This window comes from Pseudomonas sp. DWP3-1-2 (genome assembly GCF_049896285.1).
Classification (GTDB): Bacteria; Pseudomonadota; Gammaproteobacteria; order Pseudomonadales; family Pseudomonadaceae; genus Aquipseudomonas.
This window is the reverse complement of the sequence record NZ_JAFCTZ010000001.1, coordinates 802,190-822,390: the sequence shown is the minus strand read 5'-3', so window position 1 is coordinate 822,390 and position 20,201 is coordinate 802,190. Positions and strand designations below refer to the sequence as shown.

General features: G+C 58.7%; 19 protein-coding genes. 9 read left to right on the top strand and 10 right to left on the bottom strand.

Translation table 11 applies throughout. The annotated features are described in order from the left end of the window. Nucleotides 1–61: 61 nt before the first annotated feature. From ACP7B0_RS03885 to ACP7B0_RS03850, 8 genes are all read left to right on the top strand, one after another. Nucleotides 62–913, top strand: a complete 852-nt coding sequence (locus tag ACP7B0_RS03885; RefSeq protein WP_426139584.1) for a transporter substrate-binding domain-containing protein — start codon at nt 62–64, stop codon at nt 911–913. 63 nt (nt 914–976) lie between these two features. Beyond that, on the top strand, nt 977–1,639 hold the full coding sequence (locus ACP7B0_RS03880; protein WP_426139583.1) for an amino acid ABC transporter permease: 663 nt from the start codon (nt 977–979) through the stop codon (nt 1,637–1,639). A gap of 12 nt (nt 1,640–1,651) precedes the next feature. Beyond that, the gene (locus tag ACP7B0_RS03875) at nt 1,652–2,314 is read left to right on the top strand and encodes an amino acid ABC transporter permease (RefSeq protein ID WP_426139582.1); all 663 of its coding nucleotides are present in this window, start codon (nt 1,652–1,654) and stop codon (nt 2,312–2,314) included. Then, nucleotides 2,311–3,102: an amino acid ABC transporter ATP-binding protein gene (locus tag ACP7B0_RS03870; protein WP_426139581.1), complete on the top strand. Its 792-nt coding sequence runs from the start codon at nt 2,311–2,313 to the stop codon at nt 3,100–3,102. Before ACP7B0_RS03875 ends, ACP7B0_RS03870 begins: the two co-directional genes overlap by 4 nt. 31 nt (nt 3,103–3,133) lie before the next feature. After that, complete coding sequence (locus ACP7B0_RS03865; protein ID WP_426139580.1) at nt 3,134–3,520, top strand: RidA family protein; 387 nt, start codon at nt 3,134–3,136, stop codon at nt 3,518–3,520. A 111-nt stretch (nt 3,521–3,631) separates the two neighbouring features. After that, nucleotides 3,632–4,396 carry an IclR family transcriptional regulator gene (locus tag ACP7B0_RS03860; protein WP_426139579.1) on the top strand — a complete coding sequence of 255 codons (765 nt, stop codon included), beginning with the start codon at nt 3,632–3,634 and terminating at the stop codon, nt 4,394–4,396. 17 nt (nt 4,397–4,413) lie between these two features. After that, nucleotides 4,414–5,619, top strand: coding sequence for an amino acid deaminase (locus tag ACP7B0_RS03855; RefSeq protein WP_426139578.1), 1,206 nt, complete (start codon nt 4,414–4,416; stop codon nt 5,617–5,619). 19 nt (nt 5,620–5,638) lie between these two features. Beyond that, nucleotides 5,639–6,586, top strand: coding sequence for a sugar kinase (locus ACP7B0_RS03850; protein ID WP_426139577.1), 948 nt, complete (start codon nt 5,639–5,641; stop codon nt 6,584–6,586). Between the two features lie 12 nt (nt 6,587–6,598). Here the strand turns inward: ACP7B0_RS03850 and ACP7B0_RS03845 are convergent, their stop codons facing one another. Next, nucleotides 6,599–6,874 carry a peptidylprolyl isomerase gene (locus tag ACP7B0_RS03845; protein WP_020290056.1) on the bottom strand — a complete coding sequence of 92 codons (276 nt, stop codon included), beginning with the start codon at nt 6,872–6,874 and terminating at the stop codon, nt 6,599–6,601. Between the two features lie 220 nt (nt 6,875–7,094). Between ACP7B0_RS03845 and ACP7B0_RS03840 the strand changes: the two genes are divergently transcribed. Beyond that, on the top strand, nt 7,095–8,270 hold the full coding sequence (locus ACP7B0_RS03840) for a PilT/PilU family type 4a pilus ATPase (RefSeq protein ID WP_426139576.1): 1,176 nt from the start codon (nt 7,095–7,097) through the stop codon (nt 8,268–8,270). Between the two features lies 1 nt (nt 8,271). Here ACP7B0_RS03840 and ACP7B0_RS03835 read toward each other — a convergent pair whose 3' ends face one another. The 9 genes from ACP7B0_RS03835 to ACP7B0_RS03795 all read right to left on the bottom strand — a co-directional run bounded on the left by ACP7B0_RS03835 (nt 8,272) and on the right by ACP7B0_RS03795 (nt 19,676). Next, complete coding sequence (locus ACP7B0_RS03835; protein WP_426139575.1) at nt 8,272–9,042, bottom strand: 3-hydroxybutyrate dehydrogenase; 771 nt, start codon at nt 9,040–9,042, stop codon at nt 8,272–8,274. 10 nt (nt 9,043–9,052) lie between these two features. Continuing rightward, entirely contained in the window at nt 9,053–10,444 is a 1,392-nt protein-coding gene (locus ACP7B0_RS03830; protein WP_426139574.1) for a GntP family permease, read from the bottom strand. Between the two features lie 321 nt (nt 10,445–10,765). Next, nucleotides 10,766–12,178: a sigma-54 interaction domain-containing protein gene (locus ACP7B0_RS03825; protein WP_426139573.1), complete on the bottom strand. Its 1,413-nt coding sequence runs from the start codon at nt 12,176–12,178 to the stop codon at nt 10,766–10,768. Nucleotides 12,179–12,229: 51 nt separating this feature from the next. Continuing rightward, a complete protein-coding gene (locus tag ACP7B0_RS03820; protein ID WP_426139572.1) occupies nt 12,230–13,813 on the bottom strand; it encodes an ABC transporter ATP-binding protein in 1,584 nt (527 codons plus the stop codon). A 1-nt stretch (nt 13,814) separates the two neighbouring features. Beyond that, nucleotides 13,815–14,837, bottom strand: coding sequence for an ABC transporter permease (locus tag ACP7B0_RS03815; protein WP_426139571.1), 1,023 nt, complete (start codon nt 14,835–14,837; stop codon nt 13,815–13,817). Next, complete coding sequence (locus ACP7B0_RS03810) at nt 14,837–15,907, bottom strand: microcin C ABC transporter permease YejB (protein ID WP_426139570.1); 1,071 nt, start codon at nt 15,905–15,907, stop codon at nt 14,837–14,839. Before ACP7B0_RS03810 ends, ACP7B0_RS03815 begins: the two co-directional genes overlap by 1 nt. Then, nucleotides 15,908–17,776 carry an extracellular solute-binding protein gene (locus ACP7B0_RS03805; RefSeq protein ID WP_426139569.1) on the bottom strand — a complete coding sequence of 623 codons (1,869 nt, stop codon included), beginning with the start codon at nt 17,774–17,776 and terminating at the stop codon, nt 15,908–15,910. Nucleotides 17,777–18,136: 360 nt separating this feature from the next. Beyond that, on the bottom strand, nt 18,137–18,418 hold the full coding sequence (locus ACP7B0_RS03800) for a peptidylprolyl isomerase (protein WP_426139568.1): 282 nt from the start codon (nt 18,416–18,418) through the stop codon (nt 18,137–18,139). Between the two features lie 187 nt (nt 18,419–18,605). After that, complete coding sequence (locus tag ACP7B0_RS03795; protein ID WP_426139567.1) at nt 18,606–19,676, bottom strand: 3-deoxy-7-phosphoheptulonate synthase; 1,071 nt, start codon at nt 19,674–19,676, stop codon at nt 18,606–18,608. Nucleotides 19,677–20,201: the final 525 nt, after the last annotated feature.

Here is a 20,201-nt window from a genome sequence, read left to right as displayed (position 1 = left end):
CGTTGTTACATACTCAGTTCCGTCATAGCGGAACACTCTTATTCTCGGCGGAGTTCATGTCATGGGTAGCAGACCTTCTTGCTTGAAAACCTTTGCAGGCGTAATTGCAGTGCTGGCCACGTTCAGCGTCTCGGCGCAGGCCGCCGAAAACGGTCGCCTCGACAGTGTATTGCAACGTGGAAAACTGATCGTGGGCACCGGTAGCACCAATGCCCCTTGGCACTTCCAGGGCGCAGACGGCAAATTGCAGGGGTTCGATATCGACATCGGCCGGATCATTGCCAAAGGCTTGTTCAATGACCCAGGCAAAGTCGAATTCGTCGTGCAGTCTTCGGATGCGCGGATTCCCAACCTGCTGACCGACAAGGTCGACATCAGTTGCCAGTTCATTACCGTCACCGCCAGTCGCGCTCAACAAGTGGCGTTTACCTTGCCGTATTACCGCGAAGGCGTGGCCTTGCTGCTGCCAGCCAACAGCAAGTACAAGGAAATTGACGACCTGAAGTCGGCGGGAAGCGGCGTGATCGTGGCTGTGCTGCAAAACGTATATGCCGAGGAGTTGGTGCATCAGGCACTGCCTCAAGCGAAGGTCGATCAATACGACAGCGTGGACTTGATGTACCAGGCGATCAATTCCGGACGGGCCGATGCAGCCGCCACGGATCAGTCCTCGGTCAAGTACCTGATGGTGCAGAACCCTGGCCGCTATCGTTCGCCAGCCTTTGCCTGGAGCCCGCAAACCTACGCTTGTGCGGTCAAACGTGGGGATCAGGATTGGCTCAATTTCGTGAATACAGCGCTGCACGAAGCCATGACGGGCGTTGAGTTTCCGACTTACGCGGCGTCGTTCAAGCAGTGGTTCGGTGTGGATCTGCCAACGCCGGCGATCGGCTTTCCCATGGAATTCAAGTAATCCGAACCTGACTGACGGGGCAGGGATGACGGGGTTGTCGTCCTGTCCCAGGTAGTGCTGACCATGAATTATCAATTGAACTTCGCCGCAGTCTGGCGCGATTTTCCAAGTTTGCTGGCGGGGCTGGGATTGGGGCTGGAACTGGCGCTGATTTCGATCGCCATTGGCTGCGTGATTGGCCTGATGACGGCGTTTGCGCTGCTGTCCCGGCACCGTGCGCTCCGTTTGGTCGCTTCGGTGTATGTGACGGTGGTGCGCAATACGCCGATCCTGGTGCTGATTCTGTTGATCTACTTCGCGCTGCCTGGCCTGGGAATCCGCCTGGACAAGCTGGCGTCGTTCATTGTCACCCTGTCGCTTTATGCCGGGGCCTACCTGACCGAAGTGTTTCGCGCCGGTTTGTTGAGCATTCATAAAGGCCAGCGCGAAGCCGGGCTGGCCATTGGCTTGGGTGAGTGGCAGGTAAAGGCCTACATCCTGGTGCCCGTCATGCTGCGCAACGTCTTGCCGGCGCTGTCCAACAACTTCATTTCGTTGTTCAAGGACACGTCGCTGGCGGCCGCCATTGCGGTGCCGGAACTGACGTATTACGCACGCAAGATCAATGTCGAGAGTTATCGGGTCATTGAAACCTGGCTGGTGACCACCGGGCTGTATGTGGTGGCTTGCTACGTCATCGCCATGCTCTTGCGCCACCTCGAACAGCGCTTGGCCATTCGTCGATAGGAGGCGTGAATCATGTATGAACAACCTTCCTGGCTGCATGAGCTGTGGATCGCCCGTGAAACCCTGTGGGCGGGATTTCTGACCAGCGTGCAGTGTTCGGCGCTGGCCATCGTCTGCGGCACGCTGATCGGCGTGTTCGCCGGGCTGATCCTGACCTACGGCAATGTATGGGCGCGGTTGCCGTTCCGTATCTACGTTGATCTGATTCGAGGCACACCGGTGTTCGTCCTGGTGCTGGCCGTGTTTTATATGACACCCGCGCTGGGCTTGCCCATTAGCGCGTTTCAGGCTGGCGCGTTGGGCCTGACGCTGTTTTGCGGGTCCCACGTCGCAGAAATCGTACGCGGCGCGTTGCAGGCTATCCCTCGGGGTCAACTGGAGGCTGGCAAGGCCATCGGGCTGACATTTGGTCAATCCCTGATGTATGTGCTGCTGCCTCAGGCATTGCGGCAGATTCTGCCCACATGGGTCAATTCATCCACGGAAATCGTCAAGGCCTCGACGCTGCTGTCGGTGATTGGTGTGGCAGAACTGCTGCTGAGCACCCAGCAGGTGATTGCTCGCACGTTCATGACGCTGGAGTTTTATCTGTTCGCCGGTTTTCTCTTCTTCGTCATCAACTACGCCATTGAGCTTCTTGGGCGGCAAATCGAAAAACGGGTGGCCTTGCCATGACACAGACTCAAACCGTAAACCCTGGCCCCGCCTTGCTGAGTATCGAAGGGCTGCATAAATCCTATGGCAATGTCGAGGTGCTCAAAGGCGTCGATTTGCGCATGCAGAAGGGCAATGTCGTCACCCTGATCGGTTCCAGCGGCTCGGGCAAGACCACGCTGTTGCGCTGCGTCAACCTGCTGGAAGAGTTTCAGGGCGGACATATCCGCCTTGAAGGTCAAGACATCGGCTACAGCGACATTGATGGCAGGCGGGTGCGTCATCCCGAAAAAGTCATTGCCAGCCATCGGGCCATGACGGGCATGGCTTTTCAGCAATTCAATCTGTTTCCCCATCTGAGCGCGTTGCAGAACGTGACGTTGGGTCTGCTCAAAGTCAAAAAGCTGCCTAAGGACCAGGCGGTGGCGCTGGCGGAGAAGTGGCTGGACCGGGTCGGCCTGCTGGAGCGTCGCAATCATTTCCCGGGGCAGCTCTCCGGTGGTCAACAGCAACGCGTTGCCATCGCCCGTGCAATCGCCATGAACCCCAGCCTGATGCTGTTCGATGAAGTGACCTCGGCGCTGGACCCGGAACTGGTGGGTGAAGTCCTCAGCGTCATCAAAGGGCTGGCGGAGGACGGCATGACCATGCTGTTAGTGACCCATGAAATGCGCTTTGCGTATGAGGTCTCTGACCAGATCGTATTCATGAACCAAGGGCGCATCGAGGAACAAGGTCCGCCCAAGGCGTTGTTCGAGCAGCCGAAGTCCGCGCGTTTGGGCGAGTTTTTGAAAAACATTCGCTTCTGAGTGTTAACCCTTTATTGGTAGGAGAAACGTTATGAGTATTACCCGTTACGGCGCAGGTAGCGTCGCCGGTGGCGGTCAGCCGCGTCCATTTGCTCGCGCGGTGGAGGCCGATGGCTGGTTGTATGTGTCAGGACAGGTACCGGCGCAGGATGGCGAGATCATCGTCGGTGGCATTGTCGAGCAGACCCGCAAGACCCTGGACAACCTGGTGGCGATTCTCACGGAAGCCGGTTACGGGCTTGAGGATGTCGTCCGGGTGGGCGTCTGGCTGGAAGACCCCCGTGATTTCTGGAGCTTCAACAAGGTGTTCGGTGAATATTTCAAACCCGAACATGCTCCGGCGCGAGCCTGCGTGCAAGCCAACATGATGGTGGATTGCAAGGTAGAGATCGATTGCGTGGCGTACAAGCGTAAATAATGAAGCGCCAAGCTTTGCGGTGCCCACCCGGTTGTTCTTGCACCGTGCAGCGGGTGGCTTGAGACTGCTTCCTCTTTTACGACGCTTGAATGCGCCAGGGACACGTCAGACATGACCGAAGACACCATCAAACGCAGGGCACGGGGCCTGGATCGGGCGTTCGATATTCTCGATTTCCTCAAAGAGAAGGGCACGCCGCTACGGCCCAATGAAATCGCCGGTGGCATCGGCAGTCCGAAATCGACGGTCTATGAGTTGATCAGCTCGTTGCTGGAACGCCGGATTCTTGAGCCCGTCGGCAAGGAAGGGCATGTGTATCTGGGGCGGCAATTGTATTTCCTGGGGCAAGCGCATCTGCGCCATTTCGATTTCACACGCGAAGCGCAGAATTGCCTCACCGACATTGTCAGCCAGACGCGGGAAACGGCGCAGATGTGCCTGCTCAACGGCCGCAAGTACACCGTTGCCCTGATGAAGGAAGGTGAGCGGCATTTTCGCATTTCGTCCGATATCGGCGAAAACGCCCCCATTCCCTGGACCGCTTCCGGGCGCTTGTTGCTGTGCCATCTGAGCGACCAGGAAATCGCCGACCTGATCGATCCGCAGGATTTCATCCTTCCGAACGGGGAGCGCTTGCCCATGGAGAGGTTTCTCGCCGAGATCCGCAAGGCAGGCGAAGAGGGCTTTTTCTCCTTCGACAGCGTGGCCGACACCTTCACCCATTGCTTCGCCGCGCCGGTCAAGGATGACAAAGGGGTGTGCATCGCAACGCTGTGTATCGTCGCGCCCCGGTCCGATGCCAAGAACAACTACGACGACTATCGACGCGTGCTGATTGCCAGTGCCAATGGCCTCGCTCGCCGAATCAACGAATAAAACGCTGGAGAACGCTCATGGGCATTGCAGTGGTAGAAAAGGGCGCCGCCGCGCCGGGTGATCATCTGGTTCGAGACGTCAGCCTGCCCGCGCTGGTTATTCACCGTGAGGCGCTGGATCACAACATTCGCTGGATGCAGGCTTTTGTCAGCAACAGCGGCGCGGAACTGGCGCCCCATGGCAAGACCAGCATGGCCCCGGCGTTGTTTCGGCGGCAACTGGAGGAAGGTGCCTGGGGCATCACCCTGGCCACCGCCGTGCAGACCCATGCGGCTTATGCCCACGGTGTGCGCCGGGTGCTGATGGCCAATCAATTGGTCGGCACGCCCAATATGGCGATGATCGCTGACTTGCTGGCGGACCCGATGTTCGACTTCCACTGCATGGTCGACCACCCGGACAACGTCGCGGCCCTGGGCGAGTTTTTCGCCTCCCGGGGGCTGCGCCTGAACGTAATGATTGAATACGGCGTGCCGGGCGGACGCTGCGGTTGCCGTACCGAACAGGGCGTTCTGGATCTGGCCGATGCCATTGCTGCGCAACCGGCCCTGGCCCTGACGGGCATCGAGGGTTACGAAGGTGTGATTCACGGGGACAAGGCGGTCAACGACATCCGGGCCTTTGCGGCTTCGCTGGTACGACTGGCTGTTGAACTCCAGGACAAAGGGGCGTTTACGCTGGATCGGCCGATTGTGACGGCGTCCGGCTCAGCCTGGTATGACTTGATTGCCGAAGCCTTCGATCAGCGTCAGGTTCGCGACCGATTTCTCGGCGTGTTGCGCCCCGGCAGCTACGTGGTGCATGACCACGGTATCTATAAAGACGCGCAATGTTGCGTGCTCGACCGCCGCAGTGAGCTGACTGAAGGCCTGCGTCCGGCGCTGGAAGTCTGGGCGCATGTGCAATCGTTGCCCGAGCCGGGTTTTGCGGTGATCGCCATGGGCAAGCGCGATGTGGCGTTTGACGCAGGTTTGCCTAACCCCCTGCGCCGTTACAAAGCGGGCGAGTTGCCGGCTAAAGGCGAGGACGTCAGCGCCTGCACAGTGACGGCGGTGATGGATCAGCATGCGTTCATGACCGTCGCTGCCGGTTGTGAACTGAAGGTGGGTGACGTCATCTCTTTCGGCACCTCCCATCCTTGTCTCACGTTTGACAAGTGGCGCACCGGTTGCCTTGTGGATGAACAACTGCAAGTCATCGAAACCTTCGACACCTGCTTTTGATGGCCCGGAGATCATCAACATGAGTGAGCTGGTCAGTCACAGTCACCCGCGCATCGCCCTGATCGGCGAGTGCATGATCGAATTGCAGCAACAGGCCAATGGCAGTCTCCAGCAGAGTTTTGGCGGTGACACCCTCAACACGGCGGTGTATATCGCACGGATGCTGGGGTGTACGGCCCAGGTGGACTACGTCACCGCCTTGGGTGACGACAGTTTCAGTGACGCCATGTGCCGCCACTGGGAGCAGGAAGGCATTGGCTTGAGCAAGGTGCAGCGCCTGCCAGGGCGTTTGCCGGGGTTGTATTGCATCCAGACCGATGCCAATGGCGAACGACGTTTCCTGTACTGGCGTAATGAAGCGGCCGTACGTGATTGTTTTGTCACGCCGGAATCAGACGTCATTCTCAACGAGCTGCTGGGCTACGACGTTATTTACCTGAGCGGGATTACCTTGGCGGTGCTGGGTAAGTGTGGCCGGGAGCGGTTGCTTTCGCGGCTGAAACAGGCCAGGGCGAACGGTGTGCGGGTGGTGTTCGACAACAACTACCGACCGCGTTTGTGGCAAAGCATCGAGCAGGCTCGGGCGGCGTATCGCGACTGCATGGCCTACGTCGATCTGGCGTTGCTCACCGAAGACGACGAGCAGACGCTCTACGGTTACACCGACAGCGAAGCGCTGATGACGGCGTATCGGGAACTGGGTATCAGTGAAGTGGTGGTCAAACGCGGTGCCCGGAGTTGTCTGGTGGAATCGGGGGGTGATCGTTTCGAGGTGCCATCGCACCCGGTGCCCCACGTGGTGGATACCACGGCCGCGGGCGATTCATTCAGCGCCGGTTATCTGTCGATGAGGTTGCGGGGCGCAAGCCCCGTAGAGGCGGCGCATGCCGGACACCGACTGGCCAGCATTGTGATCCAGCACCCTGGCGCGTTGATTCCCGCCAGCGCCATGCCCAGCCTCCGGTGAGCGGGGCGGGTCTCAATCCCGATAGAAAACCTGAACGAGGTGGTAGCCAAATTTGCTCTTGATCGGACCATGCACGACGCGCAGCGGCTTTTTGAAGATGACCTGATCAATGGCCCCGACCATCTGGCCGGGTCTGACCTCACCCAAATCGCCGCCGCGTTTACCGGACGGGCAGGTGGAGTGTTTTTTTGCCAGCACATCGAAGGCTTCACCCTTGGCGATACGTACCTTCAGTTGCTCGGCCTCTTCGGCTGTTTTCACCAGAATGTGACGGGCTTGGGCTTTCATGTGACAGATGCCTGAAGAAAAAACGGCGGCCATTATCACACATCCGGCCAGCCGGATTTTTGTCCCGTGATGTTTATTCAGCGGCGCTGACTCAATACTGGACGCATCAGTGATTGCATCCCATGGGCTTGTGCAGCCAAGCTACGGCCATTGAACCTGAAGAACGGGCTTGCCTGCAGGTGACTCGCCTTCATCTCACTTATCTTGCGCGGTGTTGCTTATGGATTTCCCGGCGTTATTGAAGATTCTGGCCAGCCAGGATGGATCGGACCTTTACCTTTCGACCGGCGCGCCGCCGTGCGCCAAGTTCAATGGCGTGCTCAAGCCCTTGGGCACCGAGACCCTGAAGCCGGGGGAAATCGCTGCAGTGGCACAAAACATCATGGATGCCGAGCAAAAGCTGGAATTCCATCGCGAGCTGGAAATGAACCTGGCGGTCTCCATGGCCGGTATTGGCCGGTTCCGGATCAACATTTTCATGCAACGCAACGAAGTCTCTATCGTGGCGCGCAACATCAAACTGGACATCCCGCGTTTCGAGGATCTTTTCCTGCCGCCGGTATTGCTCGACGTGATTATGGAAAAGCACGGGCTGGTGCTGTTTGTCGGGGGCACGGGTTCAGGCAAGTCCACCTCCCTGGCGGCGCTGATCGACCACCGTAATCGCCACTCCAGCGGCCACATCATCACCATTGAGGATCCGGTGGAGTTCATTCACCGGCACAAAAAGTCGATCATCAATCAGCGCGAAGTGGGCGTCGATACCCGCAGCTTCCATGCCGCGTTGAAAAACACCCTGCGTCAGGCGCCGGACGTGATTCTCATCGGCGAAATCCGTGATCGGGAAACCATGGAGCATGCGTTGGCTTTCGCCGATACCGGCCATTTGGCGATTTCCACGCTGCACGCCAATAACGCCAATCAGGCGCTGGACCGCATCATCAACTTCTTCCCGGAGGAAAGACGCCAGCAACTGCTGCACGATCTGGGTAACAACCTCAAAGCGTTCGTTTCCCAACGTCTGGTCAAGACCACCGACGGCAAGCGCCGTGCGGCCGTGGAAGTGATGATGGGCACGCCGACCATTCGCGACCTGATCCAGCGCAACGAGCTTAATGAGCTCAAGGGCATCATGGAAAAGTCAGCAGGGCTTGGGATGCAGACCTTTGATGCGGCGCTGTTCGAGTTGGCCGTCGAAGGGGTGATCAGCGAAGAGGAGGCACTCAAACACGCTGATTCGCAGAACAACGTGCGCTTGCGCCTCAAACTTCATGGCGAAGGTGGTGTGGCGGGGCAACTGACGACGCCGCCACCGCCACCCGCGCCCGCCGCGAGCGTGAATGCGGCGGACTGGGGGCTGGTGGAAGAACGCGACGGCGGCAATCAGGACCTCTGATTCAACGTGCCAGCCAGCCACCATCGACGTTCCATGCCGCCCCTCGTACCTGGCTGGCGGCGTCACTGCACAGGAACAGCACCAGCTCACCCAGCTGTGAGGGCGTCACGAATTCCAGTGATGGTTGTTTTTCGGCGAGCAGATCATGCCTGGCCTGTTGCGCGTCGCCACTGACCGCCGCGCGATCGTCGATCTGCTGCTGCACCAGCGGCGTCAGCACCCAGCCGGGGCAGATCGCATTGCAGGTGACATTGCTGGTTGCCGTCTCAAGGCCCACGACTTTGGTCAGCCCGATGACGCCATGCTTGGCAGCCACATAGGCAGCCTTGCCGGTGGACCCGACCAGCCCGTGCACCGACGCAATGTTTACAATGCGCCCCCAGTTTTTGTCGCGCATGCCGGGCAGACAAAGGCGCGTCGTGTGAAACACCGAAGACAGGTTGATCGCAATGATGGAATCCCAGCGTTCAATGGGAAAATCCTCCACCGTATCGACATGCTGGATACCCGCGTTGTTGACCAGAATGTCGACGCCACCGAAATCTCGCTCCGCATAAGCCATCATGTCGGCGATTTGCTCGGGTTTGCTGACGTCTGCCGGGTGATGGCCGACTTTGCCACCCCATTGTTCGACCTCGGCAATCACCGCCTGCGCATCCCCGAACCCGTTGAGGATCAGATTCGCGCCGGCCCTGGCCAGGGTCAACGCAATACCCAGGCCGATACCGCTGGTGGAACCCGTAACCAGTGCCGTTTTACCTTGCAGACTCATGGTGTGTTCCTCAAACGATGCCCGTGGCGTAGAAGGTGCCGATCACGACGAACACGGCCAGGGTCTTGATAATGGTGATGCCGAAGATGTCGCGATACGCTTCGCGGTGCGTCAGGCCGGTGACGGCCAGCAAGGTAATCACCGCGCCGTTGTGGGGCAGGGTATCCATGCCGCCGCTGGCCATGGAGGCCACACGGTGCAGCACTTCGAGCGGGATATTGGCCGCATTGGCGGCACTGATAAAGCTGTCGGACATGGCCGCCAGTGCAATGCTCATTCCGCCTGAAGCTGACCCGGTGATCCCCGCCAACAACGTGACCGTAACGGCTTCGTTGACCAGCGGATTGGGGATGTTTTTCAGCCAGTCCGCCAGAACCAGAAAGCCGGGCAAGGATGCGATGACGGCGCCGAAGCCATATTCCGATGCGGTATTCATCGCTGCCAGCAATGCGCCACTCACGGCGCTTTTGCTGCCTTCAGCCAGGCGGCTGCGTATCGCGCCGAAACCACAGATCAGCACCATTACAATGCCTATCAGCAGCGCGGCTTCCACGGCCCAAATAGCGGTCAGCTTGGCGATATCGGTCTGGACCGGTGTGGCCATGCCCGGCAGCGACAGGGTGTGGGTCTTGCCATACAACTGAGGAATCCACCACGTGAACAGCAGGTTCATCAGGCCCACCAGCAGCAAGGGCGACAGGGCAACCCAGGGGTTGGGCAGCTTGATGTCGTCCGCGGTTTCCGGCTCATTGCGCAACTCAGTGCCATAACCTTCGCCCGCTTTGTAGGCCTTGTTGCGCTGGCGCTGCAGGTACAGCATGCCGGCGCAAAACACGAATATCGCGCCGATCAAGCCGAGCCAGGGCGCGGCCCATGCCGTGGTGTTGAAGAAGGTCGTGGGAATGATGTTCTGGATCTGCGGCGTGCCGGGCAGGGCGTCCATGGTGAACGAGAACGCACCCAGGGCGATGGTAGCGGGTATCAATCGCTTGGGAATATTGCTTTGGCGAAACATTTCCGCTGCAAACGGGTAGACCGCAAACACCACCACAAACAGCGAAACGCCACCGTAAGTGAGCAGGGCGCAGACCAGCACAATGACCAGCATGGCCTGACGAGTGCCGAGAACCCCGATGGCCGCAGCCACGATGGCCCTGGAAAATCCGGACAACTCGATCAGCTTGCCAAACACGGCGCCTAACAGGAACACGGGGAAGTACAGTTTGACGAAGCCGACCATCTTGTCCATGAACACCCCGGTAAACGCCGGGGCCACAGCAGAAGGGTCGGTCAATAACACTGCACCCATGGCAGCGATGGGGGCAAAGAGGATAACGCTGTAACCACGATACGCAGCAAGCATCAACAGCGCGAGGGCTGCCAAGGCGATGATCACACTCATTGAGTGTCTCCTGGCCTGAAGACGCAACGAACTCAGAGGCTGCCGAGGGCGCTCTGCGTGGCTCGCTGAATCCGGTCGGCATATTGTTATTGTTTTCGGCTGCGGCGGTGCCGCTCCAGCGGTATAGCGGGTTTCGTGCCAGTTTTCTAAGTCATTGTTATTGAAAGGGAATTTATAGGAAGACACGGCCTGTCCATCTTTTCAGTCTCACTATAGAGACTGGAAAGATGGTCTGCCTTCAGTTGACTCCAGTAAATCCCGGGAAAATGCGTCTAGACGGGGTGAACGCAACGTGAGTCTCAATAACGAGATCATGTCTCTCTATTGAGACTCGGCAATGCCCAGCGCGGCCATTTTCTTGTAAAGCGTAGAGCGCCCCAGCCCCAGTTGGCTGGCCGCTTCAACCACGTTTCCCGAGCAGTGCAGCAACGCCTGTTCGATCAGTTGCCGATCAAACCGCTGCCGCGCCTGACTGAATGTCTCGAAGACAGGTGGAACTGACGCGTTTGACTCCGAACGTACGGGAATCAACTGACCGATCGCGGCGCGAATTTCCTTGGCATTAAGAATGAGTTCGTCGCTGAGCAAGGCTGCCCGCTCAAGGACGTTGCGCAGTTCCCGGATATTTCCAGGCCATGCATGCTGCGCCAGCAATGCCAGGGCGCTGCTGTCCAGCTCGTGCTGGCTACGCAAGTCTTCGAGAATCGCCTCGCTGAGGGACGGAAGGTCGTCCAGGCGTTCACGCAGGGGCGGCACCGTAATCGGCAGCACACTCAACCGGTAATACAGGTCAGCGCGAAATTCGCCTCGTTTGATGGCTGTTTCCAGATCAATCGAAGTGGCGGCAATCAGGCGAATGTCGCTCTGGATGACGTCATTGGAGCCTACCTGTTCGTACTCCTTTTCCTGTAGCACCCGCAGTAGCTTGCTTTGCAGTGACAGGGGCATGTCGCCGATTTCATCAAGAAACAAGGTCCCGCCCTGAGCGATTTGCAGCTTGCCAGGACGCCCTTTGCGATCAGCCCCGGTAAAGGCCCCCGGCGCGGTCCCGAAAAACTCAGCCTCCAGCAACGTTTCCGGGATGGCTGCGCTGTTGATGCTGACAAACGGCTTATGAGCCCGGTCGGAGGCGCTGTGGATGGCATGGGCAAGGAGCTCTTTACCCGTGCCGGTTTCACCCAGTAGCAAGACCGGCGACTGCGCACCCGCACTGCGCCGGGCGCGCCGCTTGACTTCAAGGGTGGCCGCACTGGTGCCGATAAAGTGGGCAAAGCTGTATTTGGCCTGGCGTGCCCGCAACAACGAACGGGTGGAGGCCAGTTCTTCCTGCATGCTCAGGTAGCGTTTGAGCAGCGGCGACAGCGCATGCAGTTCATCGAACAACGCAAAACCGATGGCGCCGATCAGATCACCGGAGACGTCGTGGATGGGCAAACGCATGACCACCAGCGGGTCTTTGGCCGTGTCCATCATATCCAGCAGAATCGGCCGGCCATTGGTTGCAACCTGGCGCAACAGGCTGCCGGGAATCACCTTTTCACAGGGCTGGCCCAACGCAGCGCTGGGGTCAGCAAGGCCGAAGCGGCGCGCGTACCGTTCGTTGATCCAGACAATACGAGCATCCTTGTCGACGATCACGGTGCCTTCGCTGGACTGCTCAATGATTTCAAACAGCGAACGGATCGCCAGTTGTCGTACACGCCGATAATCGTGGAGGCTGTTGCTGTCTTTCATGGGGTGTTCCGTTGTTCGAATCCGGCGTCTGGCCGCACAGAATGCCCGTTTTTAGTTGAACCCAGGATGCGCCGCCGCCAGCAATTCCTTGGTGTAAGGGTGCTGGGGCGTGTCGAATACATCATGGCTGGCGCCGCGTTCGACCACTTTTCCGTCCTTGACCACAATCAGGTCATGGGCAAGGGCTTTGACCATTGCAAGGTCATGGCTGATGAACAGATACGTCAACCCGTGTTTTTCCTGCAATTGACGCAATAGCGCCACCACTTGTTTCTGTACCGTGCGATCCAGGGCCGAGGTCGGCTCATCCAGCAGGATCAAGGCAGGCTTGAGCACCAGGGCCCGAGCGATAGCGATGCGCTGACGCTGCCCTCCGGAAAACTCGTGGGGGTAGCGGTGGCGGCTTTGCGGGTCGATGCCGACTTCTTCCAATACCCGTATCACTTCAACTTCGCACTGCAACGGGTCCAGTTCGCTATGGACTTCAAGGCCTTCACTGATGATCTGCGCCACCGACATGCGCGGACTGAGACTGCCATAGGGGTCCTGAAAAACCACCTGCATCTGTTTACGCCAGGGTCGCATCTGCTTTTGATTCAACCCGTCCAGTGCCTGACCCTGAAAACGGATACTGCCACGCGATTCCAGCAAGCGCAGGATTGCCTGACCAAGTGTCGATTTTCCGGAACCGGATTCGCCGACGATCCCCAGGGTTTTACCCTGCTCGATGCTCAGGCTGATGTCATCCACCGCCTTGAGGTATTCCTTGTGTCGACGCAGGATGCCGCCCCCCAGGGAGAACCACACCCGAAGGTTATCGACCTGCAACACTTGCTCGCGGCTGTCCCGGGGCAGCGGCTCGCCAGCGGGTTCGGCGTCGAGCAACAGCTTGCTGTAGGGGTGTTGCGGTGCCCGGAACAACGTTTTGCAGTCGGACTGCTCGACCACTTCTCCGGCACGCATCACGCAGACCCGCTGCGCCACGCTGTGCACAAGGTTCAGGTCATGGCTGATCAGTAACAGCGACATGTTCAGGCGCTGCTGGAGCTCCTTGAGCAGCAGCAGGATTTTGCGCTGTACCGTCACATCAAGGGCCGTGGTGGGTTCATCGGCGATCAACAGTTCCGGCTCACAGGCCAGGGCCATGGCGATCATGACGCGTTGCCGTTGCCCGCCCGACAGCTCGTGGGGGTAGGCTTTCAGGCGTTTCTGCGGGTGCTGGATGCCCACCAGTTCGAGCAGTTCAAGAATGCGTTTTTGCGCCGCCCGGCCACTCAAGCCCCGGTGCAGCAGCAGGGTTTCGCCGATCTGTTTGGACACGGTGTGCAGCGGGTTGAGCGAGGTCATCGGCTCTTGAAAGATCATGGCGATCTGATTGCCGCGCAGTTGACGCAGCGTCTTGCTGCTGGCGCCCAGCAATTGCTGACCGCGATAAAGAATGCTGCCGGTGCATGCCGTGCCGCTGGTGGGCAGTAATTGCAGGATGGAGTGCGCCGTCACGGATTTTCCCGAGCCGGACTCGCCCACCAACGCCAGGCATTCGCCCGCGCGGATATCCAGGCACAGGTTCTTGACCACGACCTGACCATTGAAGGCAACGTTCAGGTCACGGATTTCGATCAGATTATCCGTCATTTCAAGACCTCGGGTCGAAGGCATCACGTAGCGCCTCGCCTATGAAAACCAATAGCGAAAGGATCAGCGCAAGGGTGAAGAACGCCGTCAGCCCCAGCCAGGGCGCTTGCAGGTTTTGTTTACCCTGAGCGATCAGCTCGCCCAAAGAGGCGCTGCCGGCGGGCATGCCGAAACCGAGAAAATCCAGGGCCGTCAGGGTCGAGATGGCGCCGGTCAGAATGAACGGCAGGTAGCTGAGCGTCGCATTCATGGCGTTGGGCAGAATGTGTCGCATGATCACCTTGCGGTCGCCCAGCCCCAGCGCCCGGGCGGCCTTGACGTATTCGAGGTTGCGACCGCGCAGAAATTCGGCGCGCACCACGTCCACCAGCGCCAACCATGAAAACAGCGCCATGATGCCCAGCAGCCACCAGAAGTTGGGCTCGACAAAGCCCGACAGGATGATCAGCAGGTACAGCACCGGCAACCCGGACCAGACCTCGAGTAAACGCTGTCCGAGCAGGTCCACCCAGCCACCGTAATACCCCTGCAACGCGCCAGCGGCGATGCCGATGATGGCGCTGATAAAGGTCAGGGCCAACGCAAACAGGATCGAAACCCGGGCACCGAAGATAACCCGGGCCAACACATCCCGCGCCTGATCGTCGGTCCCCAACCAGTTGGTGGCGCTGGGTGGGCTTGGGGCAGGGCGGTTCAGGTCGTAATTGGGGGTGTCATCGCTGAAGGGAATCGGCGGGAACAGCATCCAGCCGTCGCCTTTGTTTATCAGCTCGCGCACGTAATCGCTGCGGTAGTCCGGCTGGAAAGGCAGTTGGCCACCAAATTCCTGCTCGGTATAGCGTTTAAAGGCCGGGAAATACAGGCTGTGCTGATAGCTGAGCAGCAACGGCTTGTCATTGGCGATGATTTCGCCCCCAAGACTCAGCAAAAACAGCCCGCAAAACAGCCACAACGACCACCAGCCTCGACGGTTATTGCGAAAGCGGTCCAGACGGCGGCGGGCCAGCGGAGAAAGTCTGCTCATCAGGCGTTCCTCGCGCTAAAGTCGATGCGGGGGTCGACCAGGGTGTAGCAGATGTCCCCCACCAGTTTTATCAGCAACCCAAACAGCGTGAAGATGAACAGCGAACCGAACACAACCGGGTAGTCTCGCGAAACGGCGGCTTCGTAACTCATGCGGCCCAGGCCATCGAGGGAAAAAATCACCTCGATCAGCAGCGAGCCGGCGAAAAACACGCTGATGAACGCTTGCGGGATGCCGGCCACGACCAACAACATCGCGTTGCGGAACACGTGTCCGTACAGCACTCTGCGCTCGCTAAGGCCCTTGGCGCGGGCGGTCACGACGTATTGGCGGGTGATTTCATTGAGGAACGAGTTTTTGGTGAGGATCGTCAGGGTGGCGAACCCACCAATTACCAGTGAGGACACCGGCAGGACCAGATGCCAGAAGTAATCGGCGATCTTGCCAACGGTTGTCAGCTCAGCAAAGTTGTCTGACACCAGCCCGCGCACCGGGAACCAGTTCAGCGAAGTGCCACCGGCGAAGACCACGACCAACAGCATCGCGAACAGAAACGCCGGCATGGCATAGCCAATGATGATCGCGGTGCTGCTCCAGATATCAAAATGGCTGCCGTGTTTGACCGCCTTGCGAATGCCCAGGGGGATCGAGATCAGATAGGTCAGCAGCGTTGCCCACAACCCCAGAGAAATGGACACCGGCATTTTTTGCAGGATCAGGTCGGTGACCTTGGCCCCACGGAAGAAGCTGTTGCCGAAATCCAGCTGGGCATAGCTCTTGAGCATCAGCCACATACGTTCGTGCAGGGGCTTGTCAAAGCCATACTGCCGCTCGATTTCCTTGATCAACTTGGGGTCAAGCCCCCGTGAGGCCCGGGATTGATTGGGGTTGATCGCGTCTCCCGCACCACTGCCGACACTGGCACTGGCGCCGCCGATCCCTTGCAGGCGAGCAATGGCTTGTTCCACGGGCCCCCCGGGAGCGGCCTGAACAATGAAAAAATTCACCAGCAAGATACACAGCAGCGTGGGAATGATCAGCAACAGGCGTCGCAGTAGATAACCGAGCATTCACTGCATCTCCGAGGCGATGGCGGAGGCCCCGCGTTTAGTTGCAAATTGCTCGTTGGTCAGCGGGGTAGGGCTGACTTCCCACCAGGTGTCGATGGCTTCAGCATTGCTGGCCTGCACCTTGGGAATACCAAAGCGATTCCACCAGACGGTCGATGACCCTGGGGGGTAATAATTGGGTATCCAGTAATAGCCCCATTGCAGGACCCGATCCAGACAATGTGCGTAGTTGACCATGGTCGATTTGTTACTGGCGTTCACCACGCCTTCAATCAAAGTATCGATCGCCGGGTCCTGCAAGACCATATAGTTGCTGGAGCCAGGATCACGGGCACCTTTGGAGCCGAAGTTGTTGTACAGCTCCATGCCCGGAGACGAAGAAACCGGGTAACCGGTGACGATCATGTCGTAATCCCGGGCCATGACACGGTTCAGGTACTGCGCGGCGTCGATGCGGCGTATTTCAAACGTGACGCCGATCTGCGCCAGATTGCGTTTGTAAGGCAGCAGGATTTTCTCGAAGCCTGCCTGACCATTGAGGAAGGTAAAGCTGAGGGGTTCGCCTTTGGCATTGACCAAGTGATCGCCCTTGGGCATCCAGCCGGCTTCCTCCAGCAGCCCCAGGGCTTGCAGCTGCTTGTCACGGATAAAGCCCGTGCCATCGGTTTTCGGGGTGTGAAACACCGTGTTGAACACCTCGGGCGGCACTTGCCCACGCAGCGGCTCCAGAATTTTCAGCTCGGCGTCGGTGGGTAATTGCGTTGCGGCCAGGGGCGAGTTGGAGAAGTAGCTGTTCTGGCGGATGTACATGTTGCGCATCATCTGCCGGTTGGTCCATTCGAAATCCCACAGCATGGCCAACGCCTGTCGCACGCGACGATCCTGAAACATCGGACGATCCAGATTGAACACAAAACCCTGGGAACTCTGCACCGCGCCTTTGGCCAGGTGTGCTTTCTGCAAGCGACCGTCATCCAGCGCGGGGCCGTCGTACAGAATCGAATAGGCGGTGGCGGAATATTCGCGGTTGTAATCGTAGGCGCCGCCTTTGAGCACTTGCCGGGCTACGTCGGTATCGCCGAAATACTCGACGCTGAACGAGTCGAAGTTGTAAAAACCCTGATTGACCGGTAGGTCCTTGCCCCACCAATCCGGGTTTCGGGCGAAGGTGATGCTGCGGCCCGGATCGACCTTGGCGATCTTGTAAGGCCCACTGCCAAGAGGGATCTCAAACCCTCCGCCGCCTGCAAAGTCACGGGTTTTCCACCAGTGTTCCGGGAAAACCGGCAGGGATGCCAGGTCCAGGGGCAGCGATCGGTTTTCGGCACTTTTGAAATCGAAGCGGATTCGAGTGGGTGATTCCACTTCTACGGCTTCTACATCCTGAAACTCAGTGCGGTACGACAGACTGCCTTGGGTCATCAGCAAGTCATAGGTGTAGCGCACGTCTTCAGCCGTAATCGGCGTGCCGTCAGCGAAGCGTGCCTTGGGGTTCAGGAAAAAGCGCAACGATAAACCGTCAGCGCCGCGCTCCATTTTTTCGGCCACCAGCCCGTAGACCGTATAGGGTTCGTCGAGGGATTTTACAGCCAGAGGCGAGTACACCATGCCATTGAGCTGTGAGACGCCGGTGCCTTTGTCGAGGTAGGGCATCAGGTGATCGAACTGACCGATTTCCTGTGCCGAGCGCCGCATGCTGCCCCCTTTTGGCGCGTCGGGATTCACATAATCGAAGTGTTTGAAATCAGCAGGATAGCGGGGCGCTTCACCGTAGACGGTCAAAGCGTGCTGGGGAGCGGCGGACAAGGTTTGAAGACCGGAAAGCAAGGTCAGCAGTACAGCGATCAGCGATGGAAAAACAAAACGCATTACTCGAATCCTGGACTGACGGGCGCAGGCGGCTATCAGGGTTGAGGGTCATGATCGACGAAATGTCTTACACGTTGTCCGACGCGACACAGGTATCTACACGTCAATACCGCATTTGCTCAAGGTACCGGATACCGCGCACCTTTGTAACCAGATGATGCGCCTGTGAAAGTAGGAACACGATGCTACTGCCGTCGGCCGTGTTACAAGCGGGCAATCGGTCAAAGGTTAGCAATTTGCTTGCCGAATCAAGGAGGGCTGCGGGAGGTTTCGGGGAGGGAAGGCAGAAAACAGTCGGACTCAATGAAAAACGGCCCGCTTGAGGCGGGCCGTTTTCAATTATTCAAACTGTCGGGACGATCAGTCCTGACGGCTGGTAACTTCCAGCAGGTGATAGCCGAACTGGGTCTTGACCGGACCCTGCACGACATTCACGGGTGCGCTGAACACGACCGTGTCGAATTCCTTGACCATCTGGCCAGGACCGAACGATCCGAGATCGCCGCCTTGACGGCTGGAAGGGCAGCTGGAGTTGGACTTCGCTACTTCTGCAAAGTCAGCGCCGCCTTCGATTTGCGCCTTGAGTTCGTTGCACTTTTCTTCGCTGGCAACAAGGATGTGGCGGGCAGTGGCTTTAGGCATGGAAAATTGCTCCTGTTAAAAAAAGGGAAAGCCTACCGGATTAAGGGACGCTTTTCCTGCTAAAAGTTCCAGCCGGGTTCTGTGGCCCAGGACCATCGGTGTCGCCGCGATGCGCCACACCCCCCTAAAATGCGGGGCTGGCTCCCTGCACAGGGCACTGAGCCAGCTGTCAAAAAGGTTCGGTAGTTTACCTGTAACGCAATTTGTCCACGGCCTTGCCCAGCAACTGTTCGGTATCGTCCCAGCCCAGGCAGCCATCGGTGATCGAGACCCCGTAGCGCAGGGAATCGCTCAATGGCTGGCAGCCTTCGAACAGGTGGCTCTCCAGCATCATGCCGATCAGTGACGTGTCACCTTGCAGCCGCTGAGTCAGCACATCGTTGAATACCTGAGGTTGGCGCAGCGGGTTTTTTGCGCTGTTGGCGTGGCTGCAATCCACCATGATTCGGGCGTTCAGCGCATGCTTTTCGAGACTGCCCCGTATGTTGGCGACGCTCTGACGGTCGTAATTCGGGCCGCCATGGCCGCCGCGCAGAACGATATGGGTGTCGCGATTGCCTTGGGTTTCGATGATCGCCGGATGACCCTGGCGGTCCATGCCGAAGTGGCGGTGGGCATGAGCCGCGGAGCGCATGGCATCACTGGCTACCGTAACGCCCCCATCGGTCCCGTTCTTGAAACCCACGGGCATTGGCAAGCCGCTGGCCATCTCCCGGTGAATCTGCGATTCGGTGGTGCGGGCGCCGATCGCGACCCAACTGAGCAAATCGTCAAAGTATCCAGCGGCCATGGGTTGCAGGATTTCTGTCGCAATGGGCAACCCCAGGCGCACCATTTCCAGCATCAGTTGGCGTGACAGTGTCAAACCGCCCGCCATGTCGTCACTGCCGTCAAGCCGTGGGTCGTAGGCCAGACCTTTCCAGCCCACGGTCGTGCGCGGTTTTTCCACGTAGGCCCGCATGACCAACAGCATCTGGTCGCTGACTTGCGAGGCCAGACCGGCCAGGCGCTGCGCGTACTCCAGGGCTGAATGGGGATCATGAATCGAGCAGGGGCCTACGATCACCAGCAGGCGTGAGTCTTCGCCATGGAGAATCGCGCGTATCGCCCGACGATGGGCGGCGACTTGTTCCGCCAAGGCAAAATCCAGCGGCAGGCGGGACTTGAGTTGCAGCGTGTTGGGCAGGCGCTGTGCGGGCGGGACGCTGTCGGACACGAGGGACAGGTCGGATGGCTTGATTGAGACAGAAGAGTTCATATGGGGCTTCCCTGGGCTGGCGGGTGTTCCCGCTCAGCACCTACTGATGTGTTCGACAATTTGCCGTATCGGCGGTATGTATCTGGCTGCCACCTGCAAGTGACCGATCGGAGGCGGCTGGCTGTCCCGAACGGAGGTTGCTAAATCGCCAGGCGAAACGGATGTCGTCACGGTAATAGGTGCTGTAGTTCATGTCGTATTCCTCGATTGATTCAATATTCGGGGCCTGAAAAAACAAAACCCCCGGTCGGGGAGCCGACCGGGGGTAGAGATTTCTCTGGTTGGCGTCCCCTTGAGTGTGGGCGCCGGGTGGGTATCAGGCGCGCCAGTGGCTAAACCAATACCCAAAATAAAAGTTGTTCGGCAGAGCCACGCTATTCAAGCCTTGGCACGCGCTCAGGCACGCTACCGAGCGAGGGTCGCTGGCAGAGTGTTGCGTCGGTGCGGTTGGCTGGGACATGGTGCTTCTCCGTTCAAGTGCTGCGAGCTTACTGCAGCCTGCGGTGGGGATTCAATGAGAAAATC